Consider the following 25584-nt stretch of genomic DNA (forward strand, 5'->3'; position numbering starts at 1 on the left):
CTGAGGCAGGCTCACGTTAGTTCAATTTGAAATGTAGTGGTAAAACCTCACTCGTGGGGTTTTTTTATATTTGGTAGCAAGTATGAATAGTCAAATCAAAAACGTTGTGGTGTTAGGTGGTGGAACGGCTGGCTGGATGTCGGCGGCCTTATTAAAGAAGGTGCTGGGAAACAACATTAATCTGACATTGGTTGAGTCTGAATCTATCGGTACTGTTGGTGTTGGTGAAGCAACCATTCCTCCCATACGTTTGGTGAACAATGTTTTAGGCTTGAATGAAGCTGAGTTTATTCGAGAAACTAAAGCGACGATCAAGCTTGCTATTAAATTTGAAAACTGGAAAAAGCAGGGAGAAAGCTATTTCCATACTTTTGGTGCTCCCGGAAAGAGCATTGCGTTCTGCCATTTTCATCATTACTGGCAACGAGCGAAACAGCTCGGCGACACCAGCAGTTTATGGGAATATGACCTGAATTATCTCTGTTGTCAGGAAGGCAAATTTGCACAGATAAATAGCAAAGACCCTATTCTTGAATTGCCTTTCTCTTATCATTTTGATGCTTCTCTTTACGCTCAATATTTACGTAAACTGAGTGAACAAATGGGCGTGACCCGCATTGAAGGCTTGGTGAAGGAAGTTCATCAAGATCCAGAAAATGGTTATATTTCAGAGTTAATCCTGTCCGATGACAGAGTGGTCTCAGGCGACCTGTTTATTGACTGCTCGGGGTTCAAAGGATTACTTATTCAAGAGAAATTAGGCGCGGGCTACGAAGATTGGAGCCATTGGTTGCCTTGCGATAGTGCCTTGGCCATACCTTCTGAACGACACGAGAAAACCGCACCTTATACTCGCTCTATTGCCCATGACGCAGGGTGGCAATGGCGGATTCCATTGCAACATCGTAATGGAAACGGCTTGGTATATAGCAGCTTGCATTATTCACAACAGCAAGCCGAAGACTTATTACTCAGTAATCTAGACACTCAAGCTTTAGGTGAACCTAAATTAATTCGTTTTAAAACCGGAAGACGCCGTAAACAATGGCATCGCAACGTGGTGGCTGTTGGCTTGTCGAGTGGATTTCTTGAACCGTTGGAATCGACCAGTATTCATCTTATTCAATCAGCTATCGTCAGGTTGATTCAACTTTTCCCTCACAACGGCATTGCTCAAGCCGATGTGGCTGAATATAACAAGCAATCCAAATTGGAGTTTGAGCAAATCCGAGACTTTTTGATTTTGCATTACCATGTTAACCAACGTGATGACAGTCAGTTCTGGCGCGATATGCAGGAGATGGAAATACCCGACTCGTTAACGCATAAAATGGAGTTATTTCGAGCTACCGGGCGTTTATTTAAAGAGCAAAACGACTTGTTTCAAGACAGCTCATGGCTACAAGTCATGCTCGGGCAGGGCATTGAGCCACAAGATTATCACCCATTAGCTAATTCAATGACCGATCAGCAATTGCTGGAAATGCTGGCAAATATGAAGCGTGTCAAGATGGATCCGTTGCCCAAGCTACCTGAGCATGATGCTTTCCTAAAACAGCTTTGCGGAAACATGTAATGACAAGGCGCATTGTCATTGTTGGTGGCGGCACTGCGGGTTGGATGGCCGCTAATCTGTTTTTAAAGCGTTGGCACCAAAACGGGTTTGACGTTACCTTGGTGGAATCACCTGATGTCGGCATTATTGGTGTTGGAGAAGGCTCAACGCCCACCTTAAAACGTTTCTTCGAGCTGATTAATGTCGCTGAATCTGACTGGATGCCTAAATGTAACGCTACTTATAAAGTGAGCATTCAATTCGATGGTTGGAGCCCTGGTTCAGGTGTCGCCAGTTATCGTCATCCTTTTATTTCTCAAGTCGATACCTTTACCCAACGCGCTTTTGAAGTGAATTGTCGTACTCGTCGTTTAGGGCTTAATACTCATACTTCGCCCGAAGATTTTCTTATCAATGGCATTCTCGCGAAACAGGGAAAAGGGCCGCTGACGCCTGATCACTTTCCATTCAGAATGGAATACGGTTACCACTTTGATTCTCATTTGCTAGGGCAGTTTTTATCTGAGTTAGCCGTTTCCCGTGGTGGCAAACATATTCAAGGTAAAGTGGTTGATATTCGACGAGCCGAGAGCGGCAATATCGAGGAAATTCAGCTTGAATCCGGGCAATGTCTTGAAGCCGATTTATTTGTCGATTGCACGGGCTTTGCTTCCTTGTTGATGCAAAAAAGCCTGGGCGTTGGCTTTCAGTCATTTAAAGATAATTTATTTAATGATTCGGCCGTTGTGCTTCCTACTCCGATTGATGAGCAGGATATTCCGGTGGAAACCAAATCGACAGCCTTGTCGAACGGTTGGTGTTGGAAGATCCCACTGACCAATCGTTTCGGTAACGGTTACGTCTATAGCTCTGATTATATTTCTGCCGATCAGGCGGAAATGGAACTGCGTCAGCATTTGGATATTAAAGATAGCTCTGTCGAAGCTCGCCATTTAAAAATGCGTGTAGGGCAACTTGAAAAGCATTGGCATTACAATTGTTTGGCCATTGGTTTGTCGCAAGGTTTTATCGAACCATTGGAAGCAACGGCACTACATCTGGTGCAGATCAGCATAGAATCTTTTATGGATAACTATGAGAAAGGACAATTCAGCCAACAGTTTCAACATGATTATAACCAGTTTATCTCTGAGCGTTTTAATGGCGTCAGGGATTACATTGTTGCGCATTACAAGTTAAATACTCGTAGTGACAGTCAATACTGGATTGATAACAGAGAAAACAAACATCTATCGGAGCCATTGGGTAAGTTGCTGGATGTGTGGTTCCAATGTGGTGATGTCAGTGAAGAAATCAGTCGTCAAAATCTGCATCACCAATTCGATACTATTTCCTGGCATTGTTTATTGTCAGGCTATGGTGCGTTCCCGAATTTAGCACCGAATCAACCCGGAAGAGGCGACCTGTATAAAGAGCAGGATATCGCCAGATTTTTGCACGGCTGTGCGCTGAACTTTGAATCACATCAAGTTAATTTATCCAGGCTAACGTCTTGATATTTCAATGCTTGTTAACGATTGCTTTTAAAGCAGAACAATAGAACAACCATTTTCAGGGGGAATAACCTATGTGGCGTCAATTCATCGCCTTATGTATTGTTGCAGTATTACCTACCAGTGTTCTGGGCAAAACATTTCTGGGGCATGAATTACAACAGCATACCCTTATCGTTAAAACGGACGAAGGCGACCTGCATTTTAGACCTATTAATCCTGAATCGGTGGAAGTGTCGTTTAACAAACCAAATGTAAAACAACTCGATTCTTTCGCGTTAGCCGATAGCAATACAAGTGTTCCATTTGCATTACAGGCTAATTCAGAAACGCTGATTTTTTCCAGTAAAGAGCTTCAGATCGTTATTAAAAAACAGCCGTTCTCAGTGGCTTTCAAGAAAAACGGCAAGACATTACTTGAGCATGAAAGTGGTTTCTTTTCATTAGACTCGATGCGCGGCGTGCGCTTTAAACTGCAAGAACAAGAAAAACTGCTGGGGGGCGGGCAACGCGTGCTTGGCATGGATCGTCGAGGCCAGCGTTTAAAGCTCTACAACCAAACCTTTTGGGGTTATTCCTACGAAGCCAAGGCGCTGTATTACAGCTTGCCTGGGGTACTTTCCAGCAATAAATATATTCTGGTATTTGATAACTCTGCCAAAGGCTATCTGGATCTGGGTAAATCAGATAAAGATGTGATGCAGCTAGAAGCGGTTGCCGGGCGTAATGCGTATATCTTTGTCGCTGCTGATGACTATCCTGAATTAATGGACAACTACACCAAGGTTACCGGAAAACAGCCTCTACCACCTCGTTGGGCGTTGGGGAGTTTTGCTTCACGCTTTGGTTATCATTCTGAGGAAGAAGTACGCAATGTAGTGAAGCTTTATCAGCAGCAAGACATCCCCTTAGATGCGGTCATCATTGATATTTACTGGTTTGGCAAAGATGTGCGTGGGCACATGGGCTCGTTGGATTGGGAGCGTGAAACCTTTCCAACTGGCGAGAAGATGATCCAGGATTTCAAAGCGGACAATATCAAAACCCTGCTTGTGACTGAACCTTACTTTATTAACACCTCTAAACAATGGCAAAGCGCGGTAGAAGAGGGCGTCTTAGCCAAAAACCTTGCGGGTGATACCCGAAAAATAGACATGTTCTTTGGTCTTGGTGGTTTGATCGATATCTTCGACCCGAAAGCGCAGGACTGGTTCTGGAACCACTATGATCGATTATTCAAGCAAGGCGTTGCCGGCGTTTGGGGCGATCTTGGAGAGCCTGAAGCACATCCATCCGATGTGATCCATGCCATAGGTTCAGCCGATGAAGTACATAATGCCTTTGGTCACACCTGGGCTGGAATGTTGTACAACAAGCATCTGCAACATTACCCTGATGATAGATTGTTTATCTTAATGCGAGCAGGGTTTGCGGGCTCTCAGCGTTATGGCATGTTGCCCTGGACAGGTGATGTAGAGCGTTCATGGGGTGGTTTAAGTGCTCAAGTGGAATTGTCCTTACAAATGGGATTGCTAGGGCTCGCCTATAACCACTCAGACTTAGGCGGTTTTGCCCGTGGTGATGAACTGGATACCGAGCTGTATATTCGCTGGTTGCAGTATGGTGTATTTCAACCAATCTACCGGGTACATGGTTTGGAAACTGTGGCTCCAGAGCCTGTTTTTCACGATGAGGCTACCAAAAACATCGTGCGTAACTACATCAAATTACGCTATCAGCTCTTGCCTTACATTTACACCCTGTCCTATGAGAACAGCACCTCGGGTATGCCTATGATGCGCCCTTTGTTCTTTGCTGAACCTGATAAGCTAAGCGCAATGGATTATAAGGATGGATATTTTTGGGGCGATGCTTTTTGGGTGAATCCGATTGATAAACCCAATCTGGAAACCAAAACTGAATACTTACCCGAAGGTTATTGGTTCAACTTCTGGGACGACAGCATCAAACTGGGCGGTAAGCAGTTTGAATCAAAAGTGACGTTAGAACAAATACCGGTTTGGGTGAAAGCGGGAAGCTTTGTGCCAATGGCTCCGCCACACAACAATACCGAGCAATATCATGGTGAGCAGGTCATCGTACATTATTATCATCACGATTCGGTTAGTCAGGCACAAGGCCAGTTGTATCAGGATGATGGCAAGTATCGAAATAGCCTTCAGGAACAACGCTATTCATTGTTCCAGTTTTCAGCACAAAACAATAAAAACGCGCTAACGCTGGAAGCTCACAAAAGCGGCAATGGTTATCAAGAAGAACCTGAGCGACGCCAATTTATCTGGACTATTCACAATATCCAATCTCAGCCTAAAGCTGTCTCGATAAATGGTGAAACGACTCAGGCATTAGCAGATCAGAAAGCGCTAAGCAAAGCGACGACTGGTTTCTGGTTTGACCCTACATCCCAACAACTCAACATAGTTTCTGCCTGGAATAACAGCACAGAAACCATTCGCATAAAGGTTATTCAGTAAATGAGTGCAGTATTGAGAACGAAAGTGAGACATGACAGGATGAAAGATAACGCTTTTAAGCAACGTTTTTTTAATAATACGGTTAGACAGGTTGGGAGGGCTGTGGCCTTATCGGGGCTGCTTTTTGGTAGTTCTGCAATCCATGTTTATGCTGAATCATTACCGAATTCAGAGGTTATTGATTTTAGTCATGCGGCTCAGGATTTTGCTGCGCATTGGGTGACACCAAGCGTTATCTTGTTGAAGAATGCGCCTGCAAAAGCGGTATTGGCTTATTCTAAAAGCGCCTCTTTGGATGAGGATTTAAAAACCCGACAATATGTTGCGCTATCACCTGTTGCAATGTCGGCTGATTTAAAGCAACGATATCCCCATTTATCCGGGTTTAAAGCCTTCAAAATCGAACTGGATACCAAGCAGGTCAAAAGTCTTTTGAAGAAGCAGTTAGCGGTGATTTCTCTGAATGAAAATAATACTGCGCAGCAGGTATCCTATGTGCAACATTATGGCGTGTTGGATGCCCTATATACATCTGGTCAAAACGATGCAGATGAACTGCCTTATGGTGCTATATATGGACAAGCGGTTGGGAAAGGCGGTGATCACAAAGAGACTTTGTTCAGAGTCTGGGCTCCTACCGCCGAGCAAGTGTATGTGTATCTTTATGATGAAGATAAAAAGTTAATAACCAGTCTGCCGTTGGTTGAAGATAGCAACACCGGAGCATGGACTGTTTCCACCCGTATTGCTCCTCAGGGCACTTACTACCGGTATGAGGTGGAAACGTATCACTATGCTTCAAAAGCCAATGAAAAATTATTGGTAACAGACCCATATTCACTGAGCCTGTCACGTAATAGTGAATATTCTCAGGTCGTTGATTTAAGTGCCTCCAACACTTATCCCAAAGGCTGGGAAAAGCAAATGATTACCGGAATAGACAGACCCGAAGAAAATGTACTTTATGAAGTTCATATACGCGATTTTAGTGCTGCTGATACACAACTTTCCAACCCGCAGTTTGCCGGGAAATATAAAGCCTTTAGTGAAACTGAAAGCGATGGTGCGCGTCAGTTAAAGCGCTTAAAAGATGCGGGGCTGAATACCATTCACTTGCTGCCAACTTACGATATCAGCACGGTGAATGAAGATCCTGAGCAAACGATTTATCCTACCGATACTTTGCAGAAAGTCTGTACTTTGTTGCCGCAAGTCAGTGTGTGTGCAAGTGAGTCGGATAAGCATAAAACCATAAGTGAAATACTCTCGGGTTACGATCCATTAAGCGGCGATGCTCAAGCATTGATCGAAGAAATACGCCCGCACGATGCTTATAACTGGGGTTATGATCCGTATCATTACACGGTTCCTGAAGGCAGTTATGCGTTAAATCCGGAAGGTATTCCACGTATTGTGGAATTCAGGGAAATGGTTCAATCCATCCATAACAAAGGTTTTCGCGTTGTAATGGATGTGGTTTACAACCATACCTTTGCATCGGGATTAGGTGAAAAGTCGGTATTAGATAAAGTGGTTCCCCAGTATTACCATCGTCTTAACCCGATTACGGGCACAGTAGAACAATCCACCTGTTGCGACAACACTGCTACAGAACATCGTATGATGGCCAAGCTCATGATCGATTCTCTGGTTGTCTGGGCAAGAGACTATAAGATCGATGGCTTCCGTTTTGATTTAATGGGGCATCAACCTAAAGCGGCCATGCTTGAAGCCAGACAAGCTGTTCGCGCTGTGGATCCCGATACTTACTTTTATGGTGAAGGCTGGAATTTTGGTGAGGTGGTGAATAATGCTCAGTTTATTCAAGCCTCTCAAACTGAATTGGCAGGAACAGAGATCGGAACCTTTACTGACAGGTTGCGGGACGCGGTGAGAGGCGGTTCATCGTTTGCCTTTAAAGACGCTATTCGCGAGGGGCAGGGTATTGGCAATGGCTTATTAACCGTTCCTAATGAGCTTCAAAATGACGCTAATCACCAAGCTATGATGGATGAATATTCGGTGTCGATGGATCAGCTACGCATCGGATTAGCGGGGAATTTAAAAGCGTTTCCTCTTGAGAACAGTCAGGGACAAAAGGTCACAGGGCTGGATATTCCTTATGGAGACGCTGGAACTGGCTATGCTGACGATCCGGCGGACACCATTAATTATGTGTCGAAGCACGATAATCAAACTCTTTGGGACAATAATCAATATCGTATTGCCTTTGAGGTTTCTACCGATGACCGAGTGAATATGCAGGTATTGTCATTGGCTTATCCATTATTATCTCAAGGGATCCCATTTCTTCACATGGGAAGCGAGTTGTTGAGATCGAAATCATATTTAAGAGACAGTTTTGATTTCAACTATTGGTTTAATAAAGTCGATTTTTCAATGCAGAGTAATAATTACCATGTAGGATTACCGCCCAAAGTTAAGGATGGTGATAATTGGGAATTAATACAGCGCATTATTAAAAACAATGAAGGCAGAGATTTAGTCTCACCTGAGCATATTCAGCGAGCAAATAATATGTTTTTGGAATTGCTTCGCATAAGAACAAGCTCACCTTTATTTAGCCTGTCAAGTAAGGATGAAATTATTCAACGGGTTAAATTTCATAATACAGGTAAAAAGCAACAGCAAGGCTTAATCGTGATGAGCATTAATGATGAAACGCCATGGCAAAACCTGGATCCCAATTTCGATGAAATACTAGTGATTTTCAATAATGGGGGTGAAACGAAAGAAGTGAAATTACCTTCATCCTCATATCGATTACATCCGGCATTAGTGAATAGTGCCAACCCTCGTTTAGCTCAATTGCAATTGGGGGAGACGGTGGTTGCACCTGCACTAACTGCACTGGTGTTGGTTCGATAAGCAATAAAACTCGAACGCGCCTCCAGCCGCAGAAGTGCGGCTGGAGAGCATTTATCTTTAATTGTCATAACGCTCTAACACGATGAATTGGATCTGCTTATTGAATGTACTTGGTGGCTTGCTTGCGTGGGCAGGAATCGGTTTCAATGTTGTATTAATGATTTAAGTATATCGTCGCGTACAACTGCCAAATTAAATAAAAACAAACGCAAGCAATGACAATATTTGCAAAGCGATACAAAAACTTAAGCAATGTTCTTTTAACCGGTTCCATTTTTAACAACCTATACTACAAAACTAATACTGCTATAAATGAAATCATTCGTTGATTAATGCTGATTTGAATAAACAGAAAAATGTGAATTCAAACTGACAAGGAAATGATTTCAATTGGTCATGACTTTAAAAGGCTAATGGTGGTTTAAATATCTTCGCTTGTCAAATACGACCAGTTGTAATTATGTCGGCATCTTCCAGTTTTTAAATTCTCTTTTTTATCATTTACATCAACATTAATTGAGAGCAGATGTAAGTAAAATAATTAAAAATTTAAGAAAATTAAAAAGTTAAATTAGCCCCATTAATATCAAAAATGAAATTAATACCAGTAACACCGATATTAATGACTTAATAATATTGATGGTAATTTTTTCAATAAACTTGCTACCAAAATACACACCGATAAAAGCGCATAATGAGGCGAGGGTGACGAGCATCCAGTCTACTTTCACTGAATGGCTGCTAAAACTGACACCATATACAAGTAAGCGGGCAACATCCACGAGTACGGCAATAACTACACCTGTACCTATGAATTGCTTTTTATCAAGGTTGGATTTGACCAGAAACATACTTCTGAAAGCCCCTTGATGCCCCGATAGCCCACCGAAAAAACCACTTAGTGCTCCACCATATGGCAGCCAACGTTCCGCAAATCTTAGGTTGGCAAATTTAGGAGAAAGCTCCAGGGAAACAAAAAACAGAATGACACCACCAATGACCAAATTGATATAGCTTGTTGTGCCTTGGTATCCCGAAAATTGATAGTTTATTGGACTATTGAAATCGCCAAGCGCAATAAGCAGATAGGCTCCAATAAAGGCAAACAGGGTTGCAGGTAGCCCAAACTTGATGATGTGTTTCATTACTGCATGTTTGCCCAGCAGGAGCAGTTTCATCAGGTTATTACTCAGATGCACTATGGCTGTTGTTGCAATAGCCACTTCCAATGGAAAAAACAACGCGACAACGGGCATAAGCAAAGTACCCAATCCAAATCCAGAGAAGAGCGTAAGTAACGAAGCGAAAAAAGCGGTTAAACAAACGACAAGGATATCCATAGAAGAGCAGCAATATTGTTATTTTTGTTGAGTGAATTATGCCTAAGCCAAGTCAATGCGTCTATGCTCGGGAAAAATCGCTGAAGCTCCAAGGGAGTGGGTTAATGTGCGTCTGTGATATATTGCTGTGGGCAACTAATCGTTTTGGAATAGCCATTAAGCCTCTCCTGTTAACCTTAACTTTCTGAAAAAAATCACATGGATACTCGTATGTCGATTTTTGTAAGCTACTGATTACGCTTTTTGTCTTTGCTCATCATCAAGTTACATCTTGATCCGCGCTTTACTCCATATTATTAATGTGTATATTAATAACCATTAAATGGTGTGATTTCCATAAATGAAATGTTGATTCTTTCTGCCTTACGAGGTGCGTAAATGCCGGTTGATGTTTACACCAAAGTAATAGTGATTAGTGATGATACCTTGCAGGAAGTTAAAACAGGTGAATCACATTCCGACTTTGAATGGATTAGCCCCAAATCAGATTTTTTAACGAGCATGTTATCTGGCGCAGATGTGCTGGATGTGATTGTCCTGGATTTAGATATGAGTTCCAGGGATGTGTTGCTTGTTCTTAATAAACTTGCTCCTTTTAAACATTCCCTCACCTTGGTGTTATTGGTCGGAAATAACGTTGATTCTATCCATACAGTGCTTGAGTATACTGAAAACCTGGGGATTAAGGTTTCCTCGTCGTTGTCCAAACCTGCTAATCGATCCGATTTGCCGTTGCTGATAGATGCAGCTATCCAGCAAAACGAGCTGGATGAGCAACTCAACAGCATATCATTGCATACTTCACTGGATTACTATGAAGCGCTATCTAATGGTTATTTTTCTGTCGTCTATCAACCAGAGATAGATGTGTTGAGCGACCAAATCGTTGGCGTTGAATGTTTGGCTAGGTTGTACTTGCCCGAAACGGGTATGGTGGTACCTACTATATTTATCCCTGATCTTGAAAGAGTCGGGCTAATAAATCAGTTTACCTTACTTATTCTGGAGCATTCTCTCAATGAGTTGCAGAGCCTGTTTCAACAGGGATATCAGTTCTCTATCGCTTTTAATTTAAATGCCTCTTCTTTAACCCATCAGTTTGTAGAAGAAATTCGATTAAAAGTCGCCAGTGTTGAAATTGACTCTGAATTCATCACCTTTGAAATTGATGATTGTAACGATTTGCTAAATAATGCTGTTGCCATGTCATCGTTGAAACAGTTACGAAAATTGGGTTTTAATCTTTGTATAGATAATTTTGAGAGTTGTAAAAACGCAGCACGTTTAATTAGCGATACATCATTCAATGGAATAAAAATAAATTATAAACAGCTATCTTCCGAATCTCGGAATATAGCGCAGAACAACGAATTCCTCTCATTACTCAATCAGGCTGGAAAAAAACATTTCAAAGTTATCTACAAGCGAATTGATCGTAGTAGCCAACATCAACGTTTAAAGAACGAATATGGTCGTTTGCAACAAGGTTTTTTCCTCTCAGAACCATTAAGTATTAATGAATTACGTGAAAAACTTTTCCTGTCTATTAACCATAATCAAAAGGAAAGAACGACGTCACTGGAAGAACTGTGTGAAAAGATCCAATCATTTGAAGGTGATATCGTCTGGATATCTAATCAGAACCAAGTGGATAGCATTGCGCTGGAACTTGCAAAATATATCCCCAATCTTAAACACTCATCGCTTACTGATAAGTTAGAGCACTGCCAACTTATTATTTTCGATAATCAACTAAATCTCGAAACTATCGAATCTTTTCTCCATCAGTACCCGGGGATTAAGTCACTGGTTCTATATCGACGAGCTTTAGGAAAATGCCCCGTGTATTTATTTGAACTCGGAGTGTCTGACATTATTGAGTCGAATGTTTCGACAATGGAGTTAGTTTACCGTATTCATAATATTCTGGAGCAGCGTACTATAAATGCATCTGTCAACGACATTGCCATGAAAGCTATGCGGCAGGCTGCTCAATATGGTGCAATTGTTAATTACTGCAAGGATGCATTCGCACTACATTCTCCTGAGAAATTATTACGCCATACCATACGCTTTTTTGAGAATGAAATAGGAGTAAAAATAGCAATATCTTTAACGAATGATACCCAGGAATACATTGACGTTTCTGATCAAAAAGATTGTCCGGATCTTGTGCGCAAAGTTATGAGGGTTCTTCATACCAAAGGGCGTGTCTATCAGTATCGGGAACAGCGATTGGTATTTAATGCTTCGGGAGTGTGTATATTAGTGCTTAATGCTCCCACCGATGAGGTTGAAAATGGAAATTTGAAAGATATAGGCGCGGCCATTATCAATGTTTTGGAAGAAAAATGGGATGAAGTATTAAAACAGCAAGCCCTGTTAACTATCTCGTCACAATTACAATCCGTATCTACGGATTTAAATACAGTATTGGCAACATTAAACAACAAAAAGAATAAAGCGTTGCAATTGTTCTCTCAAAAGATCAGAGATAGTTTTCATGTAATGGATTTAACGATAGAACAAGAAGAATACATGTTGGATTTGGCGCAAGATATTATGAAAGCTTTATCCTTCGATGATGAAATGAATGAATTGGTTGGCTTGGTTGATGAGATTAGAGAAGTTGCTCATCAGAGACTTGAAAAGCAAGACACAAAAATACCCCGAAATAAATAAATATTCCCGATTTAATCGTAAAACAGTTAATCTCGCTGCATATTTCACAAGTGCTGAATGCCTTTTATTCTAAGGCCTTCTGGCAATATTTTTTTAAATATGAAAAAAATAATGAAGTTTAGATCTCGATCAATATTTTATTGACTATACTTAATTTTGACTCTCTGCCTTGTTTAATTGTTCTTCATTTGTATTTACATTTAATTTTGATGAGACAAGTAGTAAGTGGGAAAAGCGGTGGGGCCATAGATTGTTTAATTGGTTTCTTTTCACTAGAGCCTCTTTAATTTAAATCACCTGTTTTTTTGCCTGTAATTCCCCCCTTACTCGTTAAATGGAGTCGAGGGCTCAACGACGTTCTTTGATGGAAAAATAAGAAGAATGAGTTGATTCGAAGTCAATGTTGTAAGAGGTTAATCTCATGGTCGATGTGTCTTGCAAGCGTGTTTTGCTTCTTGGCAATTTGGATGATTCTATAGGGCTAGTCGAAAATTATTTTGAAGGAACAGGCATTCAGTGCCATCGCTTGCTGCAACCTGATACTGAGTGGATGAATATCGATGATGGTTATGATGCCTTTGTTTTAGGGTTGGATATGCCAGGTATCGATGGTGTAGCCATGCTTGAACGGTTGGCTAAACGAGAAATCGGAAATCCGGTAATTTTAATGTCTCGCATGGACGATGTGTTACTGGAATCCACCATTCGTTTGGCTAAACGAGAAGGTCTTAATGTTGCCGGTGTGTTAAAACATCCTGCTATTGAACAAGACTTTTGTGCATTGATGCAGGATGTGTTTAAAACACAGAAAAGTAAGTCGCAGCATACATCTTCTCAAGATGAAAATGATAACTCCTCGCTGAACTCTCCTATTGACTATAAACAAGCACTTAATAATGGTCACTTTTACTTGGTTTATCAGCCACAGGTTGATTTAGAGAATAAATTGGTCGTTGGTGTTGAATGCTTGTCACGTTTGTCTTTGCCAGAGGTTGGTGATGTTGAACCTCGTAAATTTATTTCTGAAATGGAACATTCGGGCATGATCAGTGAGTTTACCTTAGTCGCCATATCCCAAGCTCTGAATGAACTTAAAAACATCGCACGTCGAATCGCTGACTTTAAAATTTCCTTCAATATTTCGGTTTTATCCTTGAGTGAGGCGTTTTTTGACGAGTTATGCCATTTAGTGTCTGAATCGGGATTAGAGACTCACAATCTTGTTTTGGAAGTGAGTGAATCTTCCATTTTGAGTTTAAACAAACACTTTGAAAAGGTACTGATTAAACTGCGATTGGCGGGTTTTTCTCTGATGGTTGATGGCTTTGGTTCGGGTTTGTCGACATTGCGAAAAATGCGTGATTTACCTTTCTCGGAAATAAAGATTAATCGCAAGTTAGTAAACGATATTGGTGCTAAAAAGAACGTAGAGTCTATCGTTTCTGCCATGATTGAGCTAGCTCAAAACCTGTCATATCGCATTGTTTGTGAGGGCGTGGAAGACGTAAAGCAATTGACGTTTTTGCAAGGACTTAAGTGCAATGTTTTTCAGGGGAACTTGCTGGCAAAACCTATTAGCTATTATGAGCTGCGCTCTTTTATTTATGACGTTGCCAATCAGGTGGATACTATTTGTCTGGATAATACGCCTAATAACGTCGCTGAGCGTATCAATAGTGCTGATATCGATGTTGTTTGGGTTAGCCAGAATAAACAAGTGAATCATCGCTTGGTGACTGAGCTCAAAAATAACTTAACGCGATTTCAGCATATTCAAATGGAGCAAATAGATAGATATCAATTTACTCATAAAGAATTACTGATACTGGATGAGACACTGTCACTGGGTGATATCACTCGAATCATCAAGCTTTCTCCCGACTCAAACATGTTGGTGATGTACGATAAGTTTCAGTCTCGACAACCAATAACGCTTTTTGAGTTAGGTATTATGGAGGTGATTGAATCCAGAGTTTTACCATTGGAGTTGATGCACCGCCTTATTCGATTAATTGAATACAGCAATAAAATTCGCCAGATCGACAACGCTAATAAAAGTTCCAGTGAAATGGCAATGGAGGCGATGAAACAAGCCGCGCAGTACGGTTCTATACTGGATTTCTTTAAAGAAACCATAACCATTCGCTGCCATAAGAAACTGAAGCAGAAAACTGCACGTTTTTTTGAATCAATGGGATATCACGTTGTTGTTACCTTATTCGATCACGATTACATGCATATTAAGATGTCTGGATTGGATGGCTGTCCGGAACTGGTTCGTAGAGTGGTGTCCTTACTCAGAGAGCGGGGAAAGGTGTATCAGTATGACAATCGATTGGTTTTTAACGGTAAAGTCTCCAGTATCCTGATTTTAAATGCACCCAAAGATGAATTTGAATGCGGACGGATAAAAGATGTCGGTGCTGCTGTTGTTGATTTACTCGATGAGAAATGGAATCAGGTGCAAGAACAGCGAGCCTTGACTAGAATTTCAGAACAACTACGTTCTATTTTGTCTACCTCTGTCGTTGATTTGAAAGAAAAGTCTTCCTGTGCATTGGAGTCATTTGCACAGCAGATATCTCAGAGTTTTCATATTCTTGATTTATCTGAGGAGCAAGAAAATTTTCTGGTAAATATGGTCAAGCAAGTTATGTCATCAATGTCTTGTGAGGCTGAATTGCAGGCATTGGCTAGTCGAGTGCATGAAATTCAAAATGTTGCGGATGAACATGTTGGTCGATATTGATCTGCTCGTAGCATAGCGCGGCTGTGTAACGTGAAGGATAAGGCATGATTAAAAAAACGATGAATACCACAATGCCAACATGGAAAATTGGCGTTTTAGTATTGTTGTTGCTGAGTATGTTTACTATTGTTGTGCTGATTTATATTAATTTGAATTGGTACTTGAAATATCACGATGCCAAACAGGATTGGTTTGTTAAAGGGAATGAGCTGATTACCCAGGTTGATTTACTGGCTCAAATTCACCATGAACTCGACTCCTACCTCTATTCCAGAACTCATTCTCTGCAACAGCACGAGCAATCATTAAATCAACATGATAGCCCTGCGTTTTTAGCTAAAATCTCTGCGCTAAAGGAAATGCTACAGACAAATGCACAGCGAGATGCGCTTAATACCATTGAGCTGGCGTTTTATGTTTCTCCCAGTGAATTTACTGATGAGCGACATGAATATTTAATTGATGCTTTCAGGTTTCTTAATCAGCAGTTCTCAAATGCAATCGCATATCAAGAAAATCAAGCGAAAACCTTTATTGCAGAAAGTGACAGAAATGTAAGGAATACCAGTTTTTTTGTCGTGCTATTAGCGTTACTTGGCTGTTGTCTGGCGTTTGTGGTGCGCTATTTGTATTTAATTAATGAGCAGTTGAAAAGTACGCTTGTCCAGGTAGATACATTGATCGATGAAAATCCAGACGTTATCTTTATGGTTGATTATGAAGGTCGTATCCGCCGCGCTAATAATAAGGTTTTTAATGTCTTTGGCTACAAACCTCAAGAGTTGATTGGCATATCCGTGGAACTTTTTATCCCGAATGAGTTTCGGCATCGTCATGAACAATTGCGCTCCCGTTTTAATCAAAGCGATGCGGGTATGGCGATGGGAGCAAGGCGAGACTTGCTGGCGGTGACCAAATCTGGAGAAATCATTGATGTTGAAATTAGTATTTCCAGAATGCCGTATCTAAATCAGCGAATGTATTGCTTAACATTGAGGGATGTCACCCAGAACAGATTAAAAGAAGAACAATTGCAGCATTCTCGTAAAATGGATTCTATTGGGCAACTCACAGCAGGAGTGGCTCATGACTTCAACAATCTGCTGGCCGTTATTGCAGGAAATGCACAATTAATTGATGAGCATAACGAAGATAATCATTTATACGTTAGCAAGATCTCATCAGCGGTTCAAAAAGCAAAAGAACTGACGCAACGTTTGTTGGCTTTTGGTCGTAAACAGTTACTCAGTACATCTGTAGTTGATGTAAATCAGTTGCTTAACGATATGGAGAACAGGCTTAAACGTACAGTAAATGACCAGACTGTTATAGAAATGACGTTAGATAAGCCATTATGGTTAATCAATATAGACCCTCGGCAATTTAGTAATGTCATTATGAATCTGATACTCAATGCCAAACATGCCTTGCCAAAGGGAGGCCATATCCTGATAGTGACTCAAAATATCAGTTTCGCTTCTATTAGCCCTGAAGATATCAAGCTGGATGAATTGCGAAGTGCCTCGGGAAACTACGTGCTAATTCAGGTTAGAGACAATGGTTGTGGTATTCCCCCCGAAGTGCTGGAAAAGGTTTTTGAACCTTTCTTTACTACAAAAGGGATTGGCAATGGTTCTGGGTTGGGCTTGAGCATGGTGTATGGATTTGTGAAACAGTCTAAAGGCCATATCGTTATTGATAGTGAGCCTGATTGTGGAACGACAGTGTCCATTTATTTGCCTGTAGCAAAGCAAGATAAAAGCGATAAAAAAGAAGATAATGCAAAGGCGAACGTACCCGAAAATAAGGCTTCTGATAAGAAGAACAGCAAATTGTTGGTTGTTGAGGATGATCCCGAAGTTCGCATGATACAGTGCCAGATCCTGAAAATTGCAGGCTATGATTTTGACGAAGCGGTTGACGGAGAAGAAGCGATTAATTTGCTGAAATCACATCATTACGATTTGTTATTTACCGACGTGATGTTGCCTGGAGCGCTCAATGGCGTTGATGTTGCCAATGAAGCAAGGAAATTGAATCCCGATATTCGTATTTTATTTGCAACCGGTTATATGCAAGAGAGTGATTTTGCATCCTTGGACAACCAACAACAGAACGATATTCTGCACAAACCTTTCCGTAGAGAAGAGCTATTAGGTAAAATCAATGAACTACTGACTTCAAGAATAATCTCGGGATAGTTTGCAATATATTCTCCCTTATAGTGCAGAAATTTTTACTATAGGTATTTAAATTTATACAAATTTACCATTAAGTATAAAAAAACTGTGTTAGATCAAGGGATTCACCCATTTCGGATGTTGCAACCCTTGGCATTCATAGCTAGACTGCCCGGCAAGTTTTCTAGCGGTCACATAAAGCTCGATCGCACATCAAACAACGGCACTAACCTTGAGTTTAAGCAACGCAATTGAGATCCAAAATCTTATCTTCACCTGGGATAAAATTAATAATCCAGTGCTGAAAATACCTGAATGGAATGTTGCCAAGGGAGATCATGTCTTTTTATTTGGCCCATCGGGGTCGGGTAAATCCACTCTGCTAAATCTATTAGCGGGTATTCTTGTGCCAGATAAAGGCGCTGTAAAGATACTGGGTGAAAGCTTATCAGGCATGCGCGCCAATACCAGAGACAAGTTTCGGGCTAAACACATCGGCGTTATCTTCCAACAGTTTAATTTGCTACCGTATCTTTCTGTGCTGGATAATATTCGCTTAGGCCCTTATTTTTCTTCCAAAGGGACAGTTGACAAGCATCATCTAGAGCATATTCTGGATGCCTTGGAGTTAAGAAATGACGACGCTTTACTGAATCACAAAGCTAAAAATCTCAGCGTGGGTCAACAGCAACGAGTTGCGGTTGCGCGGGCGTTGGTAAATCGACCGGAAATTATTATTGCAGATGAACCCACGTCGGCATTAGACAGTAATTTACGCGACCAGTTTATCAAGCTGTTATTCAAAACCACGGAAGATACCGGCAGCACTATTGTTTTTGTCAGTCACGATAAAAGTCTGGCGTCGAATTTTGATACTCAAGTAAGTTTGGAGCAGATAAATAAAGTAGCTGGAAAATCAGAATGTTAGTACAAATAGCAGTATCAAGTTTGCTAGCAAGAAAATTTACAGTATTGCTAACGGTTATTTCAATTTCCGTTAGCTTTTTCGTTTTATTGGGCATTGACCATATGAAAACGGAAATGAGACAGAGCTTTGGTAGAACCGTGTCTGGCGTGGATATTATCGCTGGAGGGCGTACAAGCTCTGTGAATTTGCTTTTGTATTCGGTATTCCGCATTGGTAATGCCACTAATAATATTAGTTGGCAGAGCTATGAAGAGCTTTCTAAAGGAAGGGGAGTTGCCTGGAGCATTCCGGTTTCGTTAGGCGATTCTCATCGTGGCTATCGAGTGTTGGGAACCAATAATAGTTATTTTGAACATTACCAGTATGGCAATAAACAGCCTTTGGCATTTAACTCGGGGCAGTTTTTTGAGCGAGTTTATGATGTAGTGTTAGGTGCTGGTGTTGCTAAAACACTGGGCTATAGCATGGGACAATCTCTTACTATTGCTCATGGTGTTGGTAGTACCTCCTTTACCCAACATGAAGGCCATCCTTTTAAAATTACAGGGATATTAAAACCCACCGGCACCCCGATTGATCAAACAATCCATGTGACTCTGGCTGCGATTAATGCCATTCATGAATCTATGGGGCAGCATAGTCATTTAACGCGACGATCATCCATTAAATCTGAACCTGATGATCACGCCCATGCTCATTCCGAGAACGAACATGACGAGCACGACCATAACCATCAACAAAGCAGCACCTCAGCCTCACAAGCTTCTTCTCCAGCCAATCCATTGATAGCAGATATAACCACTCATCCTGAAAGTATTACTGCCGTCATGTTGGGGTTAACTTCTAAAATTGCCACGTTAGGCTACTTAAGAACCATTAATGAATATAAGGGCGAGCCGTTATCTGCCATTATGCCTGGGTTGGCTTTGCAAGAGCTTTGGCAAATGATGAACATGGTTGAGAATACCTTGACGCTTATCGCTTACCTTGTTTTGCTCGCCGCTCTGTTTGGCATGATGACCATGCTTCTGGCGTCAATGAGAGAAAGACAACGGGAAATTGCCATATTAAGAGCGGCAGGAGCCAGTGCATTGTTTGTTTTGGTGCTGATTGAAGCGGAGTCTATGTTGATTGTCATACTGGGTATGCTGTTGGGATTTATTGCCCTGGTTGGCGTATTGAGCTTATATCAAGCCCTGTTAGCCGAAGAGTTTGGTTTGTTTGTTTCGGCCGTCCCGGATTTGGCAAGCAGTTTAGGCTATGCGTTGTTGGTTTTGCTGTTAAGTGTCATCTTGTCATTTATTCCAGCCTGGATGTCTTATCGTCAATCCATGATCAATGGATTAACGGTGAATTACTAGGAAACGATCACTTCTCTATATTTGCCACCAAGGGAAACTTAAGCTCTTCAGTCGCTTCACAGCGAGTCCGCAATAAGTTTCCCTTGGTGAGCAAGGCTCACTTAAAGTGGCCTATGTTTTCGCCATAGTTTATGGACTTCATCCACTATAATCAGTATCAAGGCAATACCCAATAGCTCGACCCATTGATTAAAAGTGACGGGTTGCAACTGCAATATATCGCTAATGCCATCGGTATATAAAGCCATGATATGAACCGCTTGGGCTGCGAACATGCCGAAAATCAGAAATGGATTACCCAGGAAGGCTTGCTTGAAAATGGATTTATGTTCAGAGCGGCTATTAAACACGTGAATATTTTCAAATAACACCATTTGCAGCAGAGTGATGTTACGCGCTGCTTCAATAGAAAGCCCGAGCGATAACTGCACTTTAAATACCGCAAAGGCTAAACATCCCATCACGATGGCATTAATAATCACACGCTCAATCATCAAACGGTCAAAGACTGGCTCGTCGGGGTGGCGAGGCTTGCGTTTGAGTTCGTTTCCTTCTTCCGGTTCAAAAGCCAATGCCACATCCTGCAAACCGTTTGTGACCAGATTCAGCCATAGCAATTGTATGGGCAGTAGCGGTAGGGGAAGCCCCATTAAAATAGACAGGATGAACAGGGTTATCTCTGCCGCACCAGTTGAAATCAGCAGGAAGACGACTTTACGTATGTTGTTATAAACGATGCGTCCTTGTTTTACGCCTTCGACAATGGAAGCAAAATTGTCATCGGTGATGATTAAATCGGAACTTTCCCGGGCTACGTCAGTGCCTCGTTTGCCCATGGCAACGCCAACGTGGGCTGCATGTAAGGCAGGTGCATCATTCACACCATCTCCTGTAACCGCGACAAACTCACCTTGATGTTTCAATGAATCTACCAAGCGTTTCTTTTGGCGAGGTTCAACACGAGCGAAGACGTGGTGTTTGGCGACTTCCCGATCAAACTCTTCTTCGCTCATGGCTTTTTGAGGGCTATCCACCAAGGCTGATAAAGCACTAATTTGTGCGCCAGTGAGAGGCTGGTCGGCTTGCTGCAATCCCATTTCTTTGGCGATGGCTTGGGCGGTATTGGGGTGATCGCCAGTCACCATCGCAACTTGTATATCGGCTTCCCGGCATTGAGCGATGGCTTCTTGCACCTGTGGTCGCAGAGGATCCAGCATGCCCACAATTCCCAGAAAAACAATATTGCAGAGTTCTTGTTGTGGCTCCATGCCATCATTTTGAAGTGGCTTATAGCCCAGCCCCATTACCCGGTATCCCTGTTTTGCCATCTGCTGCATTTGCTGTGTAACGGCTTCTTTATGCAAAGGTGTATTGTCTGGCGCTAACGTTGAAAACTCCAATAGCTTCTCTACACTACCTTTTATAAACAGGGTGGGTAGGCCATCCACATTTCTAACGCTGGCACTATAGGCATTCTCCGATTCATAGGGAATATTGGATATTTCCTGATTGCTATTCAGGATTTGACGATGATCCAGTCCGTATTTATTGCAAGCGACCAAAAAGGCTAAATCGACATGGTCGCCGTTACCCGACCATTCACCATCCACACATTCCAGCGTTGACTCATTGGCCAGCGTTCCTGCAATAATCAATGGTTTGATACCCGAGTCGCCATTTGCCAGCTGACCCGATTCATCCTTTATTTCACCATGCAAATCCAAACCTTCACCAGTAACAGAATATTGCTTTCCATCCGGTGTTGCGATTTGACGAATGGTCATTTCATTAACGGTAAGGGTTCCGGTTTTATCTGAAGCAATGTAAGTGCATGACCCCAAAGACTCTACAGCCACCAATTTACGAACAATAACGCCTTTGTTTGCCATACGTCTCATGCCGATAGCCAGAGCGACCGTTATCGCCGCTGGCAAGCCTTCAGGAATGGCGGATACAGCTAATGCCACGCCCATAAGAAAGACCTGAGATAAATCGTCACCTCTGGCTAGCGTGATCAAAAACAAAATGACGATCAAGATAACAATTGAGTAGGTGATCCTGACGGTAAACTTCTCCAACCTCAGTAGCAAAGGGGGTTTGGTGTCTTCGGTTCCGGTAACGTCATGGGCGATATGACCAATTTCCGTATTAACACCTGTGTCGGTGACAATCCCTTCGCATCGACCATGAGTGACAATGGTTCCTGCAAAAACAACGTCTTTTCTTTCCGTAATAGGATGACTGTCGTCTTGCGAGTTATATTCGGCAGATTGACCGCCTTGCTGCTCGTATTGTAATGGATCGCTAGCGGCTTTTTGCTGAGGCTGAGATTCACCCGTTAACATGGATTCATCGACGATAAGGTTTTTGGAACGGGTAAGGTGTATATCTGCGGGAACCTTATCGCCTGAAACCAACTGAACCAGATCCCCAGGAACCAACTCTTCAGTTGGCAATCTGACGATTGTACCATCCCGATAAACAGAGGCATGAAAGGGAACCATGTTTTTCAGGGCTTCGGCTGCTTTCGCCGCAGAAAATTCTTGTATGGTGCCGATGAACGCATTAAGAAATAGCACCAGAAGAATAAAGAAGCTGTTGATGGTTTGCCCTAAAAAATAGGACACAATGGCAGCAGCTAAGAGAACATAGATAAAAGGACTTTTAAATTGACGAATGAAAATAACAGGCGCACTCGGAGGCGCTTTGTCCGGAAGTTTATTCACTCCGTATTGCTGCAGCCGTTGTTGCGCTTCTTGGGTTGATAATCCTTGCATATCAGTTACTTCTTATGTCGAAATAGATAATGGAAAGTAGATGTAGAGATTACGTTATCTCTAACAATTAGACTTGATTAGGATCAGTATTATGGAAAAACGGTCAAAGACCAATATTTCACAGCAAGATTCACAAGATGATCATAATTCAATGACAAATCAAAATATTGCCTCGGTAGACAATTGCCTGATCAGGATTATCTGTCTTGGAAATCCATTGCATGGCGATGATGGTTTTGGATTTCATGTCTTTCAGTGTTTAAAACAAAAAGCGCTTCCTGAGAATGTTGAGCTCATTGATGGTCGCACCGCAGGATTGGCATTATTGCCTCTGTTTAAGGACTGTGAGCGAGTCATTGTGGTTGATGTGGTATCCAATACCGAGGCTACCAATAACGAACAAATTAAAGCTGGAGAAATTGTCGTTATTCGTGAGTTACAAGAGAATCTGGAGCAATCCCATTTGCAATTTGAACATGGTGGTAGTCTGGTTGAACTCATTGCCATGTTACCTGTTTATCAGCAATCTATTCCCCATATTGATTTTGTTGGCGCTGTTGGCCAGAACGATCGATTCTATGATCAAACATTAGGAGCAAAGCTACTGGCTCAGGTTAATCTGGTGGTGGATGAGGTTTTAGCGTTGCTTTTGACTGGCAAAAACGCGCCATGAATAACTGCGCTCTTTATTATCAGTTGCGATTTACAGGGATCATTCAAGGCATAGGCTTTCGCCCAACCGTCTGTCGGGTAGCAGAAAGGTTAGGAATTAAAGGCGAAATAGAGAATCGTTACGCTGACGTTGTCGTTCGCTTTGTTGCATCAGAACAATTAGCCAATCGTTTTTTACAAGAGATTCAGCAAGCTTGCCCAGCAACAGGGCACATTGAAAGCGTTGAACTTGTCGCTCACTCAATTAAACCACATCCTCCTTATTCAGATTTTAACATTGTCCAAAGTGCAGCTAAGGCAATAGACCGTTCGGTTGATTCTGTTTCGCCAATCTATGTGCCGGTTGATAAAGCCATGTGCTCCGTTTGTGTGTCGGAACTGGATAACATGAATTTGAGTGAACCATTTCGATTCTGTTGCGATTGTGGGCCTCGTTTCACCATATTAAAAAGAATGCCTTATACCCGCTTGAATACAGCAATGAATGACTTTGCTTTGTGCTCGCAATGCCAAAGCGAATTCGACGATTTGAACCAGCGACGAGCACACTTTGAAGGTATTTGCTGTGCTCAATGTCAGCCTGAGTTACGGTACTGCGATGTGCAAGGGAAACCATTATGTGATGCTGAGCATACGATCGCATTTGCCGCCCAAGCCATTGCTCAAGGGAAAATATTGGCGATAAAAGGGATAGGGGGCTTTCATTTAGCCTGTGATGCCCTTAATCCTAAAAGTATTGCCGAACTTAGGCAGCGCAAGCATCGTCCTGATAAGCCTTTGGCGGTGATGTTTCGTGATATTGCGCAGTTGCAGAATTACTACGAGTTGAATGCACAGGAAGAGGCTGTATTAACTTCGTCACAAGCGCCAATTGTGCTACTGGAAAAGTCCAGATTTAAGCGTTTGTTACCTGATAATCTTTCTCCGCAGAACCATTCCATTGGCGTGATGTTGGCTTATTCGCCACTGCACTATCTGTTATTAGAGAGAGGTCCGAATCCATTAGTGATGACCTCTGGCAATGTCAGCGGTAGTCCCATATGTCATGCTAATGAACAGGCGTTGGCTTCGTTAAGCGGAATTGCGGATCTCTTTGTTTTGCACAATCGGGATATTGAACATCCTCTGGATGATTCAGTGGTTCAAATCCTATCGGGCAAACCCCGACTCATTCGGCGAGCCAGAGGGTATGTGCCAGAAAGTATTTCAGTTCATTTAAGAGACAAAGTTGAAAAGCCTCAGCAAATATTGGCTTTGGGGGGCGATCTTAAAAATAGTTTTGCCTTAATGAAGGGCTCCTTAAATGAACGGGCAGATGTTGTGTTATCGGGATTTAATGGCGATTTAGGTAGTCTTGAATGCTTTCAATCATTCAAGGTTAAAATTCAACAATATTGTGAGCTGTTTGCTTTTGCGCCTACAGCGATCGCAGTAGATGCACATCCAGATTATGTATCCTCACGCTACGGTGAACAGCTAGCCCAAGAGCTGGCAATCCCCTTAATACAGGTACAACACCATCATGCCCATATGGCAGCCTGTTTGGCTGAACATCAACTTTCCCCTGAGCAGAACGTATTTGCCCTTTGTCTGGATGGATTAGGTTTTGGTGATGATAAGCAAGGACAATTAGCGACAAATGACAGCCAGATTTGGGGCTGTGAATTACTTTATGGTAATGCGGATTCCGTACAAAGGCTTGGCTCGTTAAAGCCTTATCCTTTATTAGGCGGAGACAAAGCCAATACCCAGCCTTATCGTAATTTAGTGGCGCTGTTAGCTAATCCAGAACAGCCTCAAAACGACGAATTGCTTAACTTTATACAGCAACGCTTCCCTAAAATAGCCTCCCAACTAGAACAATTGTGGCAACTAGCCGATTATCAATATACGCATTCGATAAACCTGTGCTCTTCGACTGGGCGACTGTTTGATGCTGCTGCTTGCCTGTTGGGTGTTGCTCCCATGCAAATCAGCTACGAGGGACAAGCTGCGCAAGCATTGGAAAATTTGGCGCAACAAGGTGATCTTCTCTATCGTTTACCTTGTACTCCGGGGGTGAGTTTTGATGGCATTGGGCGCTTGAATGCTCATACTTTGTTTACGTGTATGCTTCAGGAATTAGTAAAACACGATAACGATAAGCAAATTCGCGCCAATATCGCTCTCGGATTTCACCAATATGTGATCGATGGGCTAATTAGCATGGTTAATCATGCTGTTAACGCGTTATCATCTGAATCTATTGCAACAATAAACAAAACGCTTGTATTGACCGGAGGTTGCATGCAAAACCGTATTTTATGTGAAGGGCTGCAACAATCTTTATCAGAGATGGGGTGGCAGGTATTGTCTCATCAAACCGTTCCTTGCAATGATGGTGGTTTGGCGTTAGGGCAATGCCTTGTTGCATCCTCTCAATTAAGCCGTCGAGGAATCTGA

The 25584-nt window shown here is 42.1% G+C and carries 13 protein-coding genes; 11 read left to right on the plus strand and 2 right to left on the minus strand.

Going from position 1 to position 25584, the window contains the following annotated elements:
- Positions 1–82: 82 nt before the first annotated feature.
- The 4 genes from KIH87_RS09600 (at position 83) to pulA (ending at position 8453) form a co-directional block, all read left to right on the plus strand.
- Positions 83–1576 carry a tryptophan halogenase family protein gene (locus tag KIH87_RS09600; RefSeq protein ID WP_232361315.1) on the plus strand — a complete coding sequence of 498 codons (1494 nt, stop codon included), beginning with the start codon at positions 83–85 and terminating at the stop codon, positions 1574–1576.
- Positions 1576–3072 carry a tryptophan halogenase family protein gene (locus tag KIH87_RS09605; protein ID WP_232361316.1) on the plus strand — a complete coding sequence of 499 codons (1497 nt, stop codon included), beginning with the start codon at positions 1576–1578 and terminating at the stop codon, positions 3070–3072. Before KIH87_RS09600 ends, KIH87_RS09605 begins: the two co-directional genes overlap by 1 nt.
- 71 nt (positions 3073–3143) lie before the next feature.
- Positions 3144–5564: a TIM-barrel domain-containing protein gene (locus KIH87_RS09610; protein ID WP_232361317.1), complete on the plus strand. Its 2421-nt coding sequence runs from the start codon at positions 3144–3146 to the stop codon at positions 5562–5564.
- Positions 5565–8453 carry a pullulanase-type alpha-1,6-glucosidase gene (pulA, locus tag KIH87_RS09615; protein ID WP_232361318.1) on the plus strand — a complete coding sequence of 963 codons (2889 nt, stop codon included), beginning with the start codon at positions 5565–5567 and terminating at the stop codon, positions 8451–8453.
- Between the two features lie 566 nt (positions 8454–9019).
- On the opposite strand, the gene KIH87_RS09620 is transcribed toward pulA, so the two are convergent.
- Positions 9020–9793, minus strand: a complete 774-nt coding sequence (locus tag KIH87_RS09620; RefSeq protein WP_232361319.1) for a sulfite exporter TauE/SafE family protein — start codon at positions 9791–9793, stop codon at positions 9020–9022.
- A 378-nt stretch (positions 9794–10171) separates the two neighbouring features.
- Between KIH87_RS09620 and KIH87_RS09625 the strand changes: the two genes are divergently transcribed.
- From KIH87_RS09625 to KIH87_RS09645, 5 genes are all read left to right on the plus strand, one after another.
- Positions 10172–12475, plus strand: coding sequence for an EAL domain-containing response regulator (locus KIH87_RS09625; RefSeq protein WP_232361320.1), 2304 nt, complete (start codon positions 10172–10174; stop codon positions 12473–12475).
- Between the two features lie 421 nt (positions 12476–12896).
- Positions 12897–15224: an EAL domain-containing response regulator gene (locus KIH87_RS09630; protein ID WP_232361321.1), complete on the plus strand. Its 2328-nt coding sequence runs from the start codon at positions 12897–12899 to the stop codon at positions 15222–15224.
- A 44-nt stretch (positions 15225–15268) separates the two neighbouring features.
- Positions 15269–17425, plus strand: a complete 2157-nt coding sequence (locus tag KIH87_RS09635) for a hybrid sensor histidine kinase/response regulator (protein WP_232361322.1) — start codon at positions 15269–15271, stop codon at positions 17423–17425.
- 211 nt (positions 17426–17636) lie between these two features.
- Positions 17637–18332, plus strand: a complete 696-nt coding sequence (locus KIH87_RS09640) for an ABC transporter ATP-binding protein (protein WP_232361323.1) — start codon at positions 17637–17639, stop codon at positions 18330–18332.
- Complete coding sequence (locus tag KIH87_RS09645; RefSeq protein ID WP_232361324.1) at positions 18326–19693, plus strand: ABC transporter permease; 1368 nt, start codon at positions 18326–18328, stop codon at positions 19691–19693. Before KIH87_RS09640 ends, KIH87_RS09645 begins: the two co-directional genes overlap by 7 nt.
- 101 nt (positions 19694–19794) lie before the next feature.
- Here KIH87_RS09645 and KIH87_RS09650 read toward each other — a convergent pair whose 3' ends face one another.
- Positions 19795–22470, minus strand: coding sequence for a cation-translocating P-type ATPase (locus KIH87_RS09650; RefSeq protein WP_232361325.1), 2676 nt, complete (start codon positions 22468–22470; stop codon positions 19795–19797).
- A gap of 91 nt (positions 22471–22561) precedes the next feature.
- On the opposite strand from KIH87_RS09650, the gene KIH87_RS09655 reads away from it, so the two are divergent.
- Both KIH87_RS09655 and hypF read left to right on the plus strand, forming a co-directional pair.
- Positions 22562–23143, plus strand: a complete 582-nt coding sequence (locus tag KIH87_RS09655) for a hydrogenase maturation protease (protein WP_232361326.1) — start codon at positions 22562–22564, stop codon at positions 23141–23143.
- Positions 23140–25584, plus strand: coding sequence for a carbamoyltransferase HypF (gene hypF, locus KIH87_RS09660; RefSeq protein ID WP_232361327.1), 2445 nt, complete (start codon positions 23140–23142; stop codon positions 25582–25584). Before KIH87_RS09655 ends, hypF begins: the two co-directional genes overlap by 4 nt.

Source organism: Paraneptunicella aestuarii (assembly GCF_019900845.1).
Taxonomy (GTDB): domain Bacteria; phylum Pseudomonadota; class Gammaproteobacteria; order Enterobacterales; family Alteromonadaceae; genus Paraneptunicella; species Paraneptunicella aestuarii.